The organism is Microcoleus sp. B3-D2 (assembly GCF_036705345.1).
GTDB lineage: Bacteria > Cyanobacteriota > Cyanobacteriia > Cyanobacteriales > Microcoleaceae > Microcoleus.
Genome location: NZ_JAUBUG010000032.1, coordinates 21335 through 39795 on the forward strand (window position 1 = coordinate 21335; position 18461 = coordinate 39795).

General features: G+C 49.8%; 8 protein-coding genes. 7 read left to right on the forward strand and 1 reads right to left on the reverse strand.

Translation table 11 applies throughout. The features are described 5' to 3' along the window. Positions 1 to 336 precede the first annotated feature (336 nt). The 4 genes from rpoB (at position 337) to QUB14_RS14040 (ending at position 11505) form a co-directional block, all read left to right on the forward strand. Positions 337 to 3723 carry a DNA-directed RNA polymerase subunit beta gene (gene rpoB / locus QUB14_RS14025; protein ID WP_333054817.1) on the forward strand — a complete coding sequence of 1129 codons (3387 nt, stop codon included), beginning with the start codon at positions 337 to 339 and terminating at the stop codon, positions 3721 to 3723. 142 nt (positions 3724 to 3865) lie between these two features. Beyond that, entirely contained in the window at positions 3866 to 4954 is a 1089-nt protein-coding gene (locus tag QUB14_RS14030) for a helix-turn-helix domain-containing protein (protein ID WP_333217583.1), read from the forward strand. 83 nt (positions 4955 to 5037) lie between these two features. Further along, on the forward strand, positions 5038 to 6912 hold the full coding sequence (locus QUB14_RS14035; protein WP_333217584.1) for a DNA-directed RNA polymerase subunit gamma: 1875 nt from the start codon (positions 5038 to 5040) through the stop codon (positions 6910 to 6912). A gap of 459 nt (positions 6913 to 7371) precedes the next feature. After that, on the forward strand, positions 7372 to 11505 hold the full coding sequence (locus QUB14_RS14040) for a DNA-directed RNA polymerase subunit beta'' (RefSeq protein ID WP_333217585.1): 4134 nt from the start codon (positions 7372 to 7374) through the stop codon (positions 11503 to 11505). Between the two features lie 311 nt (positions 11506 to 11816). Here the strand turns inward: QUB14_RS14040 and QUB14_RS14045 are convergent, their stop codons facing one another. After that, positions 11817 to 12212: a response regulator gene (locus QUB14_RS14045; RefSeq protein WP_006632892.1), complete on the reverse strand. Its 396-nt coding sequence runs from the start codon at positions 12210 to 12212 to the stop codon at positions 11817 to 11819. Positions 12213 to 13821: 1609 nt separating this feature from the next. On the opposite strand from QUB14_RS14045, the gene gyrA reads away from it, so the two are divergent. From gyrA to QUB14_RS14060, 3 genes are all read left to right on the forward strand, one after another. Next, positions 13822 to 16374, forward strand: a complete 2553-nt coding sequence (gyrA, locus tag QUB14_RS14050) for a DNA topoisomerase (ATP-hydrolyzing) subunit A (protein ID WP_333217586.1) — start codon at positions 13822 to 13824, stop codon at positions 16372 to 16374. 217 nt (positions 16375 to 16591) lie between these two features. Then, complete coding sequence (locus tag QUB14_RS14055) at positions 16592 to 18025, forward strand: ATP-binding cassette domain-containing protein (RefSeq protein ID WP_333217587.1); 1434 nt, start codon at positions 16592 to 16594, stop codon at positions 18023 to 18025. A gap of 125 nt (positions 18026 to 18150) precedes the next feature. Beyond that, positions 18151 to 18303, forward strand: coding sequence for a high light inducible protein (locus QUB14_RS14060; protein WP_015179166.1), 153 nt, complete (start codon positions 18151 to 18153; stop codon positions 18301 to 18303). Positions 18304 to 18461 lie beyond the last annotated feature (158 nt).

Here is an 18461-nt window from a genome sequence, read left to right on the forward strand (position 1 = left end):
ATACCTCAAACTTACACACTCAAACTTACACATCAGAAGAAACTTGGAACCTCAGCAATTTGGCAATAGCTGTCAAGTCAATTTTAGGAGTCAAAAGTGTAGGGAATTTACCCCGGGATACCACGATATCGGAGCTAAAAGCATCGGGATCGAAACTAAAATTCGCACAAAAATACTGCGAGCCACCAGCAAAAATAACCGTTGCAGCAGTTGGCAGGCGATCGAAAACATCATATAAATTCTCTCACACAATCAATCAAAAAAACGCAACAAGGTAAAAAAGCCCAGCCTTGGCGCCATGGAAAAAGCTAGAGCCACTGCGGAAAAAGGACCCCCATGACCACTAAAGATTACACAGAATTCGCCTTCACCTTGCCCGATTTGATCGAAATCCAGCGGGCAAGTTTTCGCTGGTTCCTAGAAGCCGGGCTGATCGAAGAACTCGACAGCTTCTCCCCGATTACAGACTACACGGGAAAGCTGGAACTCCACTTCATGGGCAAAGACTTCAAACTCAAGCGCCCGAAATACGATGTGGACGAAGCCAAGCGCAGGGACAGCACCTACTCGGTGCAAATGTACGTCCCCACCCGCCTGATTAACAAAGAAACAGGGGAAATCAAAGAACAAGAAGTCTTCATCGGCGATTTGCCCTTGATGACCGAGCGCGGCACTTTCATTATCAACGGCGCGGAACGGGTGATTGTCAACCAAATCGTGCGTTCCCCAGGCGTCTACTACAAATCGGAAACCGACAAAAACGGTCGCCGTTCCTACAATGCCTCCCTGATCCCCAACCGAGGTGCTTGGCTGAAATTTGAAACAGACAAAAACGATTTAGTCTGGGTCAGAATCGACAAAACCCGCAAACTCTCAGCCCAGGTGCTGCTCAAAGCCCTCGGACTCACAGACGGCGAAATCTACGACTCCCTCCGCCACCCGGAATACTTCCAAAAAACGATCGAGAAAGAAGGACAATTCGGCGAAGAAGAAGCTTTGATGGAGCTCTACCGCAAACTCCGTCCAGGCGAGCCCCCCACCGTGGCGGGCGGCGAACAGCTCCTCAACTCGCGCTTTTTCGACCCCAAACGCTACGATTTGGGCCGAGTCGGCCGGTACAAACTAAACAAAAAATTGCGCTTGACAGTCCCCGATACCACGCGGGTGCTGACATCGCAAGATATCTTGACCGCGATCGACTACTTAATTAACCTCGAATTCGACATCGGCTCCACCGACGACATCGACCACTTAGGCAACCGTCGCGTCCGCAGTGTCGGAGAACTGCTGCAAAACCAAGTGCGCGTCGGACTCAACCGCTTAGAACGGATCATCCGCGAAAGAATGACCGTCTCGGATGCCGACTCCCTCAGCCCCGCTTCTCTGGTCAACCCCAAACCGCTGGTAGCAGCAATCAAGGAATTCTTCGGTTCCTCCCAGCTATCGCAGTTCATGGATCAAACCAACCCTCTGGCAGAACTAACGCACAAACGTCGGCTTTCCGCCTTGGGCCCTGGAGGTCTGACTCGCGAGCGCGCCGGGTTTGCAGTACGGGACATTCACCCGTCTCACTACGGCCGGATTTGCCCGATCGAAACACCAGAAGGCCCTAACGCCGGTCTGATCGGTTCCTTGGCAACCCACGCCCGCGTCAACCCCTACGGCTTCATTGAAACTCCTTTTTATCCAGTAGAAAAAGGACGGGTGCTGCGCGACAAAGCCCCCGTTTACATGACAGCCGATGAAGAAGACGATTTGCGCGTCGCCCCCGGAGACATCAGCCTCGACGAAAACAACAACCTCTTGGGCGAAACCGTAGCCGTCCGCTACCGCCAAGAATTTACGACGACTACACCGATGCAGGTGGACTACATGGCGATTTCGCCCGTGCAAATCGTCTCCGTAGCGACATCGCTGATTCCGTTCTTGGAACACGACGACGCCAACCGAGCTCTGATGGGCTCGAATATGCAGCGGCAAGCTGTGCCGCTACTGAAACCAGAACGGCCCCTCGTCGGTACGGGCTTGGAAGCTCAGGCGGCCCGAGATTCCGGGATGGTTGTGGTTTCCCGGATCGACGGCGAGGTGATTTACATCGACGCTACCCGGATTATTGTCAAACCCCTGGCTGTAGATGCCGAATCGAATTCCAGCGAAGAACATTTCCTGATTAAGGAATACGACGATCTTAAAGTCAAACAGCCGTCGGTTTGGAAGCAAAAATATGCTGGCTGCATCGAACACGAACTGCAAAAATATCAGCGTTCTAACCAGGATACTTGCTTAAATCAGCGTCCGCTGATTTATGAGGGCGATCGAGTCGTAGCAGGTCAAGTTCTCGCCGACGGTTCCTCCACCGAAGGGGCAGAACTCGCTCTGGGTCACAACATCCTCGTAGCTTATATGCCTTGGGAAGGCTACAACTACGAAGACGCGATGCTAATCAGCGAGCGTTTAGTGTACGAAGATGTCTACACTTCGATCCACATTGAAAAATACGAAATCGAAGCCCGCCAAACCAAACTCGGTCCCGAAGAAATCACCCGCGAAATTCCTAACGTCGGCGAAGACGCGCTGCGTCAGCTAGACGAACAGGGGATTATCCGCAAAGGAGCCTGGGTAGAAGCCAGCGACATCCTAGTCGGCAAAGTCACCCCCAAAGGCGAATCCGACCAACCGCCGGAAGAAAAACTGCTGAGGGCAATCTTCGGCGAAAAAGCCCGCGATGTGCGCGACAATTCCCTCCGCGTCCCTAACGGCGAAAAAGGTCGCGTGGTGGACGTGCGGGTGTTTACCCGCGAACAGGGCGACGAACTGCCCCCGGGCGCCAACATGGTCGTCCGCGTCTACGTAGCTCAAAAGCGGAAGATTCAAGTCGGCGACAAAATGGCCGGCCGCCACGGGAATAAGGGTATTGTGTCCCGGATTCTGCCGATGGAGGATATGCCTTATTTGCCCGACGGGACTCCCGTTGACATAGTGCTCAATCCCTTGGGCGTACCGTCGCGGATGAACGTGGGTCAGATTTTTGAGTGCTTGCTGGGATGGGCGGGCGAAAATCTGTCGATGCGGTTCAAGATGGTGCCTTTTGATGAAATGCACGGCGCTGAAAAGTCTCGCGAAACCGTACACGGCAAGTTACAGGAGGCGCGCGAAAAAACCGGCAAGCCTTGGGTGTTTAACGAAAAGCACCCCGGCAAGACTATTGTCTACGATGGCCGAACTGGGGAACCGTTCGATCGCCCGATCACAGTCGGCATCGCCTATATGCTGAAGCTGGTTCACTTGGTAGATGATAAGATCCACGCCCGCAGCACAGGCCCTTACTCGCTGGTAACGCAGCAGCCTTTGGGCGGCAAAGCGCAGCAGGGGGGTCAGCGGTTCGGAGAAATGGAAGTCTGGGCTCTGGAAGCGTTCGGCGCAGCTTATACTTTGCAAGAGTTGCTGACTGTGAAGTCGGACGATATGCAGGGGCGGAATGAAGCGCTGAATGCGATCGTCAAAGGCAAAGCTATTCCGCGCCCCGGTACGCCGGAATCTTTCAAGGTGCTGATGCGGGAGTTGCAGTCTTTGTGCTTGGATATTGCCGTGCACAAGGTGAATACGTCCGACGAGGGCAGCGAGCACGTTGAGGTGGATTTGATGGCAGATGCTGGGGGCAAGCGATCGCCCTCCCGGCCTACTTACGAATCGCTTTCTCGTGACGAACTTGACGAGGATTAGGCATTAAAGATTAAAGATTAAAGATTTTTTGACAGCATTCAATTCTTTAATCTTTAATCGACAATCTCAAATTAAAATGCCTCAGCAGTGTTCGTACCACTGCTGAGGCGAATCAACGCTCTAAACAGGAGAGACGCTGAACATGAATATTGTAACAGTTGTCCCAGGAATTCAAGGAGAAGTTGACCGGGCGACGGGCTGTATTAATTGGCAAGGGAGCAAGTTTGGCAACGGTTACGCGCGCAAGTGGATCGATGGCAAAACAGTATTAGTCCACCGTTTAGTCCTCGAATCGAAAATAGCAGGGTTCCTCGGTTCCGGTTATTTTGGTTGCCATACCTGCGACAATCGAAGCTGCATCAACCCGGCACATCTGGTAGTAGGTACTGCTGCTGAGAATACCGGGCAGATGATTGGGCGCGATCGCAAAACTCCCAGACGCAAAAGTATTCCCGGTATTGGCATATTGTCGATCGCACAACTGCGGGAAATTCAGACTAAATATTTATCTGGAACCATCAAGAACCACCTAGCAAAAGAGTATGGAGTACAACATGAAACTATTACTAAGATACTTCAGACAAATATTCCCGATAACTTCACTACAGTTTCACCCAATTTTTTAGGAGAAATTCAAGACAGCGGCTGCATCATTTTCCAAGGTTCAAAAGACGGTCCAGGTTATGGCAGGTACTTGAAAAATGGAAAATCAAAATCAGTGACTCGTGCTGTTTTAGCCGAGAAATTAGGATATGAACTTCCGACTTCGATGGATGCTTGTCATACCTGCGACAATCCCAGTTGCATCAATCCAGAACACCTTTGGGCTGGAACTCGCACTCAAAATTTGTTAGATGCTTCTAAGAAAGGACGCACTCAAGGAAAAAGTCATCCTCTTTCCAATGCCAAATTAGATTGGGAAAAGGTGCGAGAAATTCGACAAAAGCTAGCAGCAGGAGAGAGGATGAAGGATGTAGCACAGGAATACAGTGTCGGCCGCAAAACCATACACGATATTAAGTATCACGTCACTTGGAAAGAAGAAGGTCAAGAAGTTCCAGTTCCCCGCATGGGTGGACATCTCGAACGCAAGCTAACTTTTGCTCAAGCTATTGAGATCCGAGAAGGAATTCAAGCCGGAGAATCCATTGCTAAAATTGCTCAGGAATTGGGGGTATCCAGAAATGTCATTTCTGATATCAAAAGGAATGTCACATATAGAGGAGAATAAAATTGATTTAAGCCGCAAAACAAGCAAAAAAAAAAGATAAATTACCACAAATAATCGACTGTAAATCATCAATCGGAGTCAAAATGGCTAAAATAGAACAACGCTTTGATTACGTCAAGATAGGGTTAGCTTCACCAGAAAGAATTCGACAGTGGGGAGAGAGAACTTTACCCAACGGTCAGATAACCGGTGAAGTGACAAAACCCGAAACAATAAATTACCGGACATTAAAACCTGAAATGGACGGCTTGTTTTGCGAGCGCATTTTTGGGCCTGCAAAAGATTGGGAATGTCATTGTGGTAAGTACAAACGAGTTCGCCATAGAGGGATTGTTTGCGAAAGATGCGGTGTAGAAGTCACTGAATCTCGCGTCCGCCGCCATCGCATGGGATTTATCAAATTAGCAGCTCCAGTAGCTCATGTTTGGTATCTCAAAGGCATCCCGAGTTACATGGCTATTCTGTTAGATATGCCGCTGCGAGATGTCGAACAAATCGTCTATTTCAACGCCTATGTTGTTCTCAATCCCGGCAATGCCGAAAAACTGCAATACAAGCAATTGCTAACCGAAGATGCTTGGCTGGAAATAGAAGACGAACTTTACAGCGAAGATTCCACACTCACAGGTGTAGAAGTGGGGATTGGTGCTGAAGCTTTGCAAGTTTTGCTGCAAAATATTCCGCTAGAAAGTGAAGCGGAAAAGTTGCGGGAAGATATTGCCAATGCTAAAGGTCAAAAACGGGCGAAGTTAATTAAACGTTTGCGGGTAATTGACAACTTCATCGCTACGGGATCTCAACCCGATTGGATGGTGCTCAATGTGATTCCGGTGATTCCCCCCGACTTGCGGCCGATGGTGCAGTTAGACGGCGGGCGTTTTGCAACCAGCGACCTCAACGATCTTTATCGGAGAGTCATCAACCGCAACAACCGCTTGGCGAGACTCCAAGAAATTCTGGCGCCGGAGATTATCATCCGCAACGAAAAGCGGATGCTGCAAGAAGCTGTGGATGCGCTGATTGACAACGGTCGCCGGGGCCGGACAGTGGTGGGGGCAAACAACCGCCCGCTGAAGTCGCTGTCGGACATCATTGAAGGGAAACAAGGTCGCTTCCGGCAAAACTTGCTGGGGAAACGGGTTGACTACTCCGGGCGTTCGGTGATTGTGGTGGGGCCGAAACTGAAAATTCATCAGTGCGGTTTGCCGAGGGAAATGGCGATCGAGCTTTTCCAGCCTTTCGTCATCCACCGCTTGATCCGCCAAGGATTGGTCAACAACATCAAAGCTGCCAAAAAACTGATCCAGCGCAACGATCCCAGCGTTTGGGACGTGCTTCAGGAGGTGATTGAAGGACACCCGGTAATGCTAAACCGGGCGCCGACCCTCCACCGTTTGGGGATTCAAGCCTTTGAGCCGATTTTGGTGGACGGGAGGGCAATTCAGCTTCACCCGCTAGTCTGTCCGGCTTTTAACGCTGACTTTGACGGCGACCAAATGGCCGTGCACGTGCCTTTGTCTCTGGAATCTCAGGCGGAAGCGCGCTTGCTGATGCTGGCTTCTAACAACATTATGTCGCCGGCAACCGGAAGACCGATCGTTACTCCTTCTCAAGATATGGTGCTCGGTTGCTATTACTTGACAGCCGAAAATCCTGACGCTCAAAAAGGAGCCGGTCACTATTTCTCCAACCTTACCGACGCGGTTGTAGCTTACGAACAAGGAATCGTTGACTTGCACTCTTATGTGTGGGTGAGGTTTCAAGGCGCCATAGAAAACGCAGAACCCGAGGGAGAACCGCTGAAGGTGGAACGCTCTACCGACGGTATAGTGACGAAAGAATACAAGTTCCGCCGGGTTCGGGAAGACGGAGAGGGCAAAGTGATCAATCAATTCATTCGCACTACTCCGGGCAGGATTATCTATCACCAAACGATCGAATCGGTAATTAACAATTAGAAATTGGGAATGGGTAAGAGGTAATGGGTAACAGGTAATGGGTAACAGGTAATGGGTAATAACTCGCCAATAATTGCTACCAAATAATAGCGATTGAAGACGGAAAAATTACCCATTACTACTTACCAATACTTCGGCTACGCGGTTCCCGATCGAAGTCGAAGGGCAGTAAAAGTTACTCATTACCAATTAAGTAGGTAGGTGCAAGTAAACTTTATTGTGGGAAGGGCAGGGGAGTGCATTTATCTCCTAGCTTAGCTCTCTTCCTTATACGCTAAACCCACCCCTACAAAAGGCTTGTTGTTTTTTCCCGCCACTCTACTTATCAATTACCAATTACCAATTACCAATTACCAATACTTCGGCTACGCGGTTCCTCCATCCTTCGGATTCGCTCAGGGAAACCGAAGTCGAACGGCAGTAAAAGTTACCAATTACCAATTACCACTCCTCAGAAAAATGACAGAAAATAAGGAAATTGTTTTTCGCAATCGAGTTGTTGACAAAGGTCAGCTCAAAAAATTAATCTCTTGGTCTTTCATGCACTACGGAACGGCCCGTACAGCGCAAATGGCCGATAAACTCAAAGACTTGGGTTTCCGCTTTGCGACACGAGCGGGAGTTTCGATTAGCGTAGACGATTTGCAAGTGCCCCCGTCAAAACGATCGCTCCTCGATGCCGCCGAAGAAGAAATCCGCATCACCGAACAAAAATACACCAGAGGCGAAATCACCGAAGTCGAACGCTTCCAAAAAGTAATCGATACCTGGAACAGCACATCAGAAGACCTCAAAGACGAAGTAGTCAAAAACTTCCGAGCCACAGACCCCCTAAACTCGGTCTACATGATGGCATTCTCCGGGGCGCGGGGAAACATTTCTCAAGTGCGGCAGCTAGTCGGAATGCGCGGATTGATGGCTGACCCCCAAGGAGAAATCATCGACTTGCCAATTAAAACCAACTTCCGCGAAGGACTCACCGTCACCGAATACATTATCTCTTCCTACGGCGCGCGCAAAGGCTTGGTAGATACAGCTTTGCGGACGGCAGACTCTGGCTATCTTACACGTCGCTTAGTGGATGTGTCCCAAGACGTAATTGTGCGGGAAGTGGACTGTGGGACTCAGCGGGGAATTCGAGTACGGCCGATGACGGACGGAGCAACAGTGCTGATTCCCCTCAAGGACAGGCTGCTAGGGCGGGTGTTCGCCAAAGATGTGGTGCACCCCAAAACCGGGGAAATCGTGTCTTACGGCAGCGAAAAAGCCGTGCGAAATCAGCCAATTACCGAGGAGTTGGCGGGGGAAATTGGTAATTCTGGGGTGGCAGAGGTGTATTTACGATCGCCCCTGACTTGTGAATCTACGCGATCGGTTTGTCAGCACTGCTATGGCTGGAGTCTCGCCCACTTGAAAATGGTGGACATGGGAGAAGCGATCGGGATTATTGCAGCTCAGTCGATCGGGGAACCGGGAACCCAGCTCACCATGCGTACCTTCCACACCGGCGGCGTATTCACTGGAGAAGTCGCGAAACAAGAACGCGCACCCTTCCCGGGCGTAGTGAAATTCAAGAACTTGCGTACTCGCTCCTTCCGCACCAGACACGGCGAAGAAGCGCTGGTGGCAGAAAACAACGGCAAACTTGTATTTGAAGGCGACGGATTTGAAGAAGGGAAATCCGGCGCCAAAAATCAAAAACTGAAAATCGAATTGGCGATCGTCCAGGGTTCTACTCTGATGGTCAAAGACGGACAGCGCGCCATTCCCGGTCAAGTTTTGGCAGAAGTGCCGATCGTCGGTCGCGCCGCCCGCAAAACCACTGAAAAAGTGACTACAGACGTGGCTTCCGACTTAGCCGGAGAAGCCAAATTTGCTGATTTGGTGCCTGAAGAAAAAACCGACCGCCAAGGGAACACAACCCGCACAGCCAGCAAAGGCGGGCTGATTTGGATTCTCTCAGGAGAGGTCTACAACTTGCCCCCTGGCGCGGAACCAGCAGTGAAAAATGGCGATCGCATTCCGGCCGAAAGCGTAATTGCCGAAACCAAACTCATCTCTGAACACGGTGGCGTAGTCCGCATCGCTGACCCCAGAGAAATTGAAATTATCACCGCCCAAGTCCTGCTCGACCAAGCAGTCGTGCGGGCAGAAAGCGCAGGCGGCCGCGACCACTACACCATCGAAACATCTTCTAAGCAGCGGTTTTCCCTGAAGACGGCTCCCGGGAGCAAAGTGATTAACGGGGAAGTCGTCGCCGAACTGCTCGACGACAGCTACCGCACAGCTACAGGGGGCATTGTCAAGTACGGGGGGGTGGAAGTCCACAAGCGCGGCAAAGCTAAACTTGGCTACGAAGTCGTTAAAGGCGGCACTCTGCTCTGGATACCGGAAGAGTGCCACGAGGTAAATAAAGATATTTCATTGCTGCTGGTGGAAGACGGCCAGTACGTTGAGGCCGGTACAGAAGTCGTTAAGGATATTTTCTGCCAAACCAGCGGGGCAGTGGAAATCACTCAGAAAAATGACATCCTCCGGGAAATTGTGATCAAACCGGGCACACTCCATGTAGTTGACCGCCCGCCGCTAACATTTGGGGAAGGTCAAATCGTCAACGCCGGTGAAGAAATTTTCCCAGGCTTGGTTGCCGAAGAGTTGGGCTATGCGGAGTATATCGAAACTCCCGAGGGCCCGGCTTTGCTGCTGCGGCCTGTGGTGGAGTTTCCGGTGCCGGATAAGCCACCTGTGCCTTCTCAGACGGCGCTGAATGAGTCGATCTCTTTGAAAGCGGTGCAGCGACTTCCTTATAAGGATGGGGAGCGCGTCAAATCAGTCGAGGGATTGGAACTGCTGCGGACTCAGCTTATCTTGGAAATTGGTTCGGGAGCTCCGCAACTGGCGGCGGATATCGAGCTGCTGCCGGATGAGGAGGATGCTACGGCTTTTGGGGCGGACGGTTCGGGCCCGGCTTGGGGTTCGCCTGAAGACGCTAGTGCGTCGCAAGAGTTGGCGATGGCTGTGGCTGATGGGGGCGATCGAGTTTCAAAGACTTTCCGCTTGCAGTTAGTGATTTTGGAATCGCTGGTGATTCGGCGGGATGTGTCTGCCGATCCGACTCAGGGCAGCACTCACACGCGGCTGTTGGTCGAAGATGGGCAGTCGATCGCGCCCGGGGCAGTAGTCGCCCGCACAGAGATTCTCTGCAAAGAAGCGGGCATCGTTCGGGGCATCCGCGAGGGGCATGGCGAACCAGTGCGCCGACTGTTGGTGATGCGAGATGCGGATTCTATTTCGATCTCTGTGGCGGGTACGCCAGATGTGAGTCCGGGTCAACTGCTGGTGGCTGGTACCGAAATAGCTCCGGGGGTTGTTCTCGAAGAGTCCGGCCAAGTTGTGAAGGTTGTACCTGCGTCGGAGACAGAATCGGCGAAACTCTTGCTCAGGGTGGCTCGTCCTTACCGGGTTTCGGCCGGTGCTGTGCTGCACGTAGACGACGGCGACTTGGTGCAGCGGGGTGACAATTTGGTGATTCTGGTGTTTGAGCGGGCAAAGACTGGGGATATCATTCAGGGTTTGCCACGGATTGAGGAACTTCTTGAAGGGCGGAAGCCGAAGGAAGCTTGTATTTTAGCCAAGCGGCCGGGGACGGCTCGCGTGGTTACGGATGACGATGTTGTGGAACTTGCGGTGATTGAGGATGATGGCCGGATTGAGGAGTATCCTTTGTTGCCTGGTCAAAACCCGATCGTTTCCGACGGACAGCGCGTCGGCGTCGCCGAAGCTTTGACCGACGGGCCTGCTAACCCTCACGAAATTCTGGAGGTGTTCTTCCACGTGCTCAAGGAGCGGCAGTCTACTTTTGAGGCTGCCTTGGAGAGTTTCCAACAGGTGCAGACGTTTTTGGTGAATGAGGTGCAGTCGGTTTATCAGTCTCAGGGCGTGGATATTTCTGATAAACACATCGAGGTGATTGTCCGCCAGATGACCAACAAAGTCAGGATGGAAGATGGCGGCGATACTACTATGCTCCCTGGCGAGTTGGTAGAATTGCGGCAGGTTGAGCAGGTGAACGAGGCGATGTCAATTACTGGTGGAGCGCCGGCGGATTATACTCCGGTGTTGCTGGGGATTACTAAGGCTTCGCTGAATACTGATAGCTTTATTTCCGCTGCTTCGTTCCAGGAGACTACGCGGGTGTTGACTGAGGCTGCGATCGAAGGTAAGTCTGACTGGCTGCGGGGGCTGAAGGAAAATGTGATTATCGGTCGCCTGATTCCTGCCGGTACTGGGTTCAATGCCTATGAGGATGCTGGGGTCCAGGATGCGGGTTTTGATGGTGCTGTGTTTGATGACGACATCCACGATTTACAGGAGGATGTGGTACTTGATGACCGTACTGCGCGCCGTGCTTATACGATCGAGAGCGGTTTTGAGATCGGGCGCCCGTCTGATCTTGAGCCTGATGAGGATTTTGAGGAAGTTGAGGTTGATGAGGACGATTTTGTCGCTGAGACTGAAGATGATTCCTTGGGACCGGATGTTGACGATGATGATGATGATATCGGTTTTGACTTCGATGAGGACGAAGACTAATCATAGTTTTGAGATTGCATGAATGAGCGAAGCGCGTTGCGCTCGCTGAGGATAATTTGGTTCCTCGCCGCAACGCACACTTCGATTTCACTCGTCATAAAAATCTCAAATTTTTCCTCACAAATTACAAGTCCGAACTCATAGCATTGTGCGATGGGACATCCAAAGGAAGAAGGAAGAAGGAAGATTCAGAGTTCAAGAAAACTTTGTAATTCTAAAGTTTTAATTGTTTGTTGGTTCAAACAAACAATTATTTCTTCCTTCTTCCTTTTTCCTTCTTCCTTCTTATTCCTTCTGCATGTATGGTTCACTCAATCAGGTAGCAAAGCCTTGATTTGATTCACAAACTCTTGATGGTCTACCACAGGTTTAGAGATGTAACCGTCGGCACCGCTTTGATCCAGAAATGTTTCTTTATCACCAGCCATCGCGTGAGCAGTCACCAAAATAATCGGCAGCGAGGCCGTTTGCGGGTCAGCTTTGAGCAGTTGAGTAATCTTAATGCCGTCAACAGATTTGCCCTGGTACACGCTGCGCGAAAGAGACACATCCATTAAAATCAAATCAGCTTCGCCGTTGGCAGCAATCTGCATCACCTCTTCAACATTTTCCGTGTGCTTCACGGCTAAGCCCCCCCGCTTAGTCAGAATTTTGGAAAAAACCCGAGCATTAACCAAATCGTCCTCTACAATCAGAACGGTTTTCATAAATAAATATGGGAAGTATAGAAACTTTGTGACTTTAGTCCAAAGAGGAACACGACACGGGGAGTACATTCCCCGTCAAAAATGCAGAGTTTTTAGCGCCATCAGCCGGGAACCCTGCAAAACCCGTATGTATATCCTTGAGCCACTAGCTGTGAGAGGGTTTACAGATGCCTAGAAGCATCCAGTACCATCATTTAGACTACTACACACAGACAGTTTAGTTGTTTTTTATAACTAGACCTGGCACTGGTGAGAGTCTCAAGATTCTCAGGTAGCAGGTTTCTAGTACAATCCAGGACGCATGGACGACTCCTCGAAACCGGATTTTTGCTCGTTTTGGCGGGCTATAACGAACTATTGCTATGAAAAAACCCGGTTTCTGACTACCCGTGCATCCTGGACTTATAGTATCCTCTCTTTCGGTCAAGCCTCCGGCTTCTACCATTTTAGATTTTAGATTTTAGATTTTAGATTTTAGATTTTAGATGGGAACTGATTGCGTGGATATCAGTTTGGAGCACGGGCCTACAGTTGCATTATTTTTTGAACTGGTATTAGAATCAATAGTTCGGACAGTTTTTATATAGCCCAATGGCTTAGGCTCGCTTGACTTCGCAGCCCCTGTGGATAATTAAATCAATGTCAGCTCCACCCCTGACTTACATTTAATTCGACTTTTTTAGGCTCCTTGCCCCGCGTAAGCTTGTAGTATCGTTCCAAAAACTGTCCGGAGTATTGTTAGAATCGGGAATGTGTAATAATTATTTTCCTTCCTCCTCATTAGAATCAAACCATGTTTATTTACAATACTCCCGTCGCCACTGCATTCGGAGTAGCGAATCTACCGGAGATTGTTGGAGATTCCTAATTCTCAGTTTTAACCCCTCAAAACGGCTTAAAATATCGACGATTCCGTTCATCAAGGGGATGTCAGACTAGGAGATATCGCCAGGAGAGCTTTTGACTGATAATTCATCAATATCGGCATTTTTGACACTCTCACTCTCAGCACGCTCAGAACAAGTACCAGTACCAGAGGTATTCCAATTGGGCTTACTTTTCTTTTTTAATACTTTCAGAGTCCATCACGCTTGCCAAAATACGGTAAGCTCGATCGTCAACCATTGCTGCTTGATCCACGCTACGGCTGTACTGAGACGAGATCAATCTGGGGTTTCTCCTGAATAAAATATTTCTTCGTGTAGATGGTTATTCCTAATTGCAATTAAATTCTATCATAGATTGACGGGGACTCAAGTCCCTCGTGACGCTTTCCTAGGAAGAGCTACAGCCTCACTACGTTCTGAGTTTCTGGCATTCCGTGTTCTCCTGTGAATCAACCTTCTCACGGCAGAAGGTAAATAGACAGGTAGGCGCAAATGAAGGCAACATAGAGGTTAGGGTAAGAGTGGAGAGTAAGAGGCAAGTGTTGCCCGTCTTCGGGACTCTGATTCTGCTTTCACAAGTTAAGTTTATTTTTATTCTTCAACTGGGCGGTTGGGTCGAACTTTCGGTTCGCCTGCGGCAAAGGCTTTTCAATCGAGACAGGCAACCTCGGCATTATTGACAGAGGCTGTTTTCACTCAGGAATTAACGGACACAAAGACTCATGGCTAAACAACTCAACCTACTTTCCGGGCAAGTAATTTCTACGCCTCTGCACGCCGAGATGCAGCAATCGTACCTCGAATATGCCATGAGTGTGATCGTCGGGCGAGCTTTGCCTGATGTCCGCGACGGTTTAAAACCAGTTCACCGTCGAATTTTATATGCGATGCACGAACTCGGTCTGACGCCAGACCGACCTTACCGTAAGTGCGCCCGGGTTGTTGGAGATGTTTTGGGAAAATATCACCCCCACGGCGACCAATCGGTTTACGACGCTCTGGTACGCATGGTTCAGGAGTTTTCGAGCCGCTATCCTTTACTGGCGGGTCACGGCAATTTCGGTTCGGTGGACAATGATCCGGCGGCTGCTATGCGCTATACGGAAACGAGGCTAGCACCGATCGCCCACGAAGCTATGCTAACCCAAGTCGGCGAGGCAACTGTTGATTTTACTGGTAACTTTGACAATTCCCAGCAGGAACCGACGGCACTGCCTGCTCAGTTGCCGTTTCTGTTACTCAACGGCTGTACGGGCATTGCTGTGGGGATGGCAACTAATATCCCGCCGCACAATTTGGGGGAGGTGGTAGACGGTTTAATTGCTTTGATTGAAAACCCGGAACTATCGGACGAGAAGTTGATAGAACTGATTCCGGGCCCGGATTTTCCAACCGGAGGGGAAATCGTCGCTACAGAGGGCATTGTTGACGCCTACACTAAGGGTCGAGGCAGCATTGCGGTCAGGGGTGTGGCCGGGGTGGAAGAGGTGCCAGGTAATCGCAAGGTGCGTACTAAAACGGCGATCGTGGTGACGGAGTTTCCGTTTCAGGTAAATAAGGCGGCTTGGATTGAAAAGGTGGCGGAGTTGGTCAATGCTGGCCGCCTCGACGGTATTTCTGATTTGCGTGACGAGAGCGATCGCGAAGGCATTCGAGTTGTGATTGAACTCAAGCGGGAATTTACCCCAGAAGCGGTTCTGGCTCGCCTTTACCAACAAACTGACCTGCAAACAAATTTTGGAGCGATTTTGCTGGCAATTGTCAACGGTCAACCGCGACAGTTGACGCTCAGACAATTGTTGCAGGAATTTCTCGATTTCCGGGAAGTGACTCTTACCCGCCGCTACAATTACGAGTTGCAGGCTGCGGAACGCCGCTGTCATATTGTCCAAGGCTTAATGTTGGCTTTGACAAATCTCGATACAGCGATCGACATTCTCAGAAATTCTCCTGACGGCTCTACTGCTAAGCAAACTTTGCAAGTTCGCCTCAATTTGAGCGAAAGTCAAGCTGATGCGATTTTGGCGATGCCGATGCGGAGGCTGACTGGTTTAGAAAGGCAAAATTTGCAGTCTGAGTTTGATGAGTTGATGGCTAATATTCAAGAATTGCAGCGGTTGTTGAGCGACAGGCGCGAACTTTTGAAGGCTTTAAAGAAGGAATTTCGATCGCTCAAACGCAAGTACGCTGACCCCCGCCGCACTAAATTCGCCAATGGAACTGCACGCGCAGCAAACGCCGAACCACAATTTTCTGGTAAGAAAAATTCTGCGGTGAAGCAGTTGTCGCCGGCAACGATTCAGCCTAACTTATTGCCAGTTGTAGAGGCAGAGGAAACTATTGTTGAATTTTCGCACAAGCAGTACGTGCGACGCTTGCCGGCTGGGGAACGACCGCGCTCGAAAAGTCGCGAAAAATCGGTTTCAGCTTTAGAAAAAAATGAAGATTTTATTGTGACGGCAAATCTGACGAAAACCGATCGCACTTTGGTCTTCTTAACTCCTAACGGCAAAGCTTACCCGCTGAAAGTGGCCGATATTCCTAGTAGTAGCGCCAAAGACCGGGGAACGCCGATCGTTAGTTTGTTGTCGCCGAGTGCTACTAAAGAAAGTGCCGGTCGCGCTTTGTCGGAAATCACAGTTGCACACTTTATTTTGCCGGAAAATTCGGAAGCGGCGGATTTAGTAACTCTGACTCAGCAAGGGAAAATTAAGCGCTTGCCGATGCAGGAATTTGCTGATTTGACTAATCGCGGCGTTACTGTTGTTAAACTCAAGGAGGACGATCGGCTGCGCTGTGCGAGTCTGGCTAAAGTCGGGGAGCAAGTGGCGATCGCAACTTCAGGAGGCCGAGTCCTCCGGTTTGAGATTGATGATGAACAACTGCCGCCAATGGGCCGCGCGGCCCAGGGTTCTCAAGTAACCAGGTTGCGGAAGCAGGAAGAGTTGGTGGGTTGCATCACTCTCGACCCGAACGACAGTCTGGTGCTATTTTCCGAGTTGGGTTGGGCAAAACGAATGCCTGCAGGTTCTGTCAGACTTACTAACCGGGGCGAAATTGGCACTCAAGCTTTTCGTTTCTCAGAGCCTAAAGATGCTTTAGTTGGCTTGCTGCAGGCGGTTCCGGGTACGGATGTCAAACTTTTTACTAATTCAGGCCGCATGCTGCGATCGGCTATTGATGCTATAGCTTTTTGGGGGAAAGATGCTGCGGGCGATCGAGTTTTTGACCTCAATCCAGGTGAAAAAATTATCAAAGTTATCAGCAGTCAATAGTCATTGGGCATTGGGCATGGGGCATTGGGCATTGGGCATTGGGAATTAATCTGATTTCTGACCTCTGATTTCTGAATTCAACATCCATCCGTTCAATCATTTAAATCCCGTATACTGCTCGTTGCCGAACTTCCTCGTTCCTTGAATACCCCAATTACCAATGCCCCATGCCCCATACCCCATGCCCAATATAAAATCTAAAACCTAAAATTGTTTAATGGCGCAAGTTGTATTAGAAAATATCTACAAAAGTTTTCCGCTCCGCCAAGGAGAACAGGAAAAAGAAGCAAACACCCTCGCCGAAAGTGTCTCGCCTGTGGCAGATCGCCCTTCGTCTAACAGCGTTTTGCGGCGCATTAACTTAACGGTCGAAGACGGGGAATTCATGGTGTTGGTGGGGCCTTCTGGCTGCGGAAAAAGCACTTTGCTGCGATCGATCGCCGGTTTGGAAGTTTTGACGGCCGGCAATATTTGGGTGGGCGATCGGCTGGTTAACGATTTGCCTCCTAAAGACCGAGATATCGCTATGGTATTTCAAAATTATGCTCTCTATCCTCACTTAACAGTTTACGATAATCTCGCCTTTGGATTGCGCCGCTCGGAAAGGGAGAAGGAAGAAGGAAGAAGGAAGAGGGAAGAAGGAAGAGGGAAGAAGGAAGAAGGAAGAGGGAAGAAAGTAGAAGGGATAAGGGAAAAGATACAAGGAGAAGAAGGAAGCATCCCGACGATAGAAAAAATTAGGAATAAGATAGAAGAAGTTATTAATGATTTAGCTTCTAATTATTTTAAAAATCCTCTAATTTACCCTTTGTTTGAGGATTTTTTAGGAGGAGCTACTCGCAAGTTGCCTCCGGGTTTGCGCTATTTGTCGGAACGGGAAAAGGCTGTAGGAAAACGAGTGCGAGAGGTAGCTGAATTATTGCAAATAGAATCTCTTTTAAATCGCTTGCCAAAACAACTTTCGGGAGGGCAAAAGCAGCGGGTAGCTTTGGGTAGGGCGATGGCTAGGAATCCTGAAGTTTTTTTGATGGACGAACCGCTATCGAATCTTGATGCGAAATTGAGGGCGGAAACTCGATCGCAAATTGTGCAGTTGCAGCGACAGTTGCGAACTACAACTATTTATGTGACTCACGACCAAACTGAGGCGATGACAATGGGCGATCGAATTGCTATTATGAATAGAGGTCAGCTTCAGCAAGTAGCTCAACCTCTAGAGCTTTACAACAAGCCGGCTAATTTGTTTGTTGCTGAGTTTATCGGTTCTCCGCCGATGAATTTTTTGTCGGTTGAATTTAGTGCTCCGCTGTTGATTTCTCACCCGCAATTTCGCTTTACTTTACCCGATATTTGGGCAAAAAGTCTACAACAATATGACGGGCGAGGGCTAATTTTGGGAATTCGGCCGGAACATCTGAGTATTAACCCTCCGGCTACCAAAAATCTTTCGGTACAAGTGGAAATTGTAGAGGCTTTGGGACACGAAACTTATTTGGGGGTTTGTTTGACGGATGATCCGGCGGTGCGAATGCAAGTGCGGGTTCCTCCTGAGCGATCGATCCGAGTTGGCGAGGAGCTTTGGCTGGCCATCGCCCATGACAAAATTCACTTGTTTGACCCCGATACCGAGTTGGCTATTTTTCCTCGTTAGGTAAAATTATCAAGGTCGATCGACCGTTGTGACAGATATCACCAATCACAAGCTTGCATTTGTATCAAGGAATGTTATATTTATTTACATAAGCCTTACACAAGTTAACGAAAGGAGTTCGCACTATGCAAGAACAAAAACGCAACGCTTGGAACTGGGGCTTCAGCGAGGGAGCCGAAAATTGGAACGGTCGTTTGGCGATGATTGGTTTCTCTGCCGCTGTCATCATCGAATTGGTTTCCGGTCAAGGCCTGCTTCACTTTTGGGGCGTGATGTAATTTTCTAGTTAAGACTTTTGTGACACTGCAAAGCTTGGGAGTTCCGTAACGGACTCCCTAAATTTTGGCAGCGCAATTTTGGCAGCAAATAGCCACTTGCTCCGGGCAGTTAGCAGCACAAAATCTAACAGCTATAGCTCAAACCGGGGCGGGGGGTC

Excerpts from the sequence above, each read along its gene's own strand:
- rpoB (WP_333054817.1), top strand. The coding sequence starts at position 337 with ATGACCACTAAAGATTACACAGAATTCGCCTTCACCTTGCCCGATTTG.
- QUB14_RS14030 (WP_333217583.1), top strand. The coding sequence starts at position 3,866 with ATGAATATTGTAACAGTTGTCCCAGGAATTCAAGGAGAAGTTGACCGG.
- QUB14_RS14035 (WP_333217584.1), top strand. The coding sequence starts at position 5,038 with ATGGCTAAAATAGAACAACGCTTTGATTACGTCAAGATAGGGTTAGCT.
- QUB14_RS14040 (WP_333217585.1), top strand. The coding sequence starts at position 7,372 with ATGACAGAAAATAAGGAAATTGTTTTTCGCAATCGAGTTGTTGACAAA.
- QUB14_RS14045 (WP_006632892.1), bottom strand. The coding sequence starts at position 12,212 with ATGAAAACCGTTCTGATTGTAGAGGACGATTTGGTTAATGCTCGGGTT.
- gyrA (WP_333217586.1), top strand. The coding sequence starts at position 13,822 with ATGGCTAAACAACTCAACCTACTTTCCGGGCAAGTAATTTCTACGCCT.
- QUB14_RS14055 (WP_333217587.1), top strand. The coding sequence starts at position 16,592 with ATGGCGCAAGTTGTATTAGAAAATATCTACAAAAGTTTTCCGCTCCGC.
- QUB14_RS14060 (WP_015179166.1), top strand. The coding sequence starts at position 18,151 with ATGCAAGAACAAAAACGCAACGCTTGGAACTGGGGCTTCAGCGAGGGA.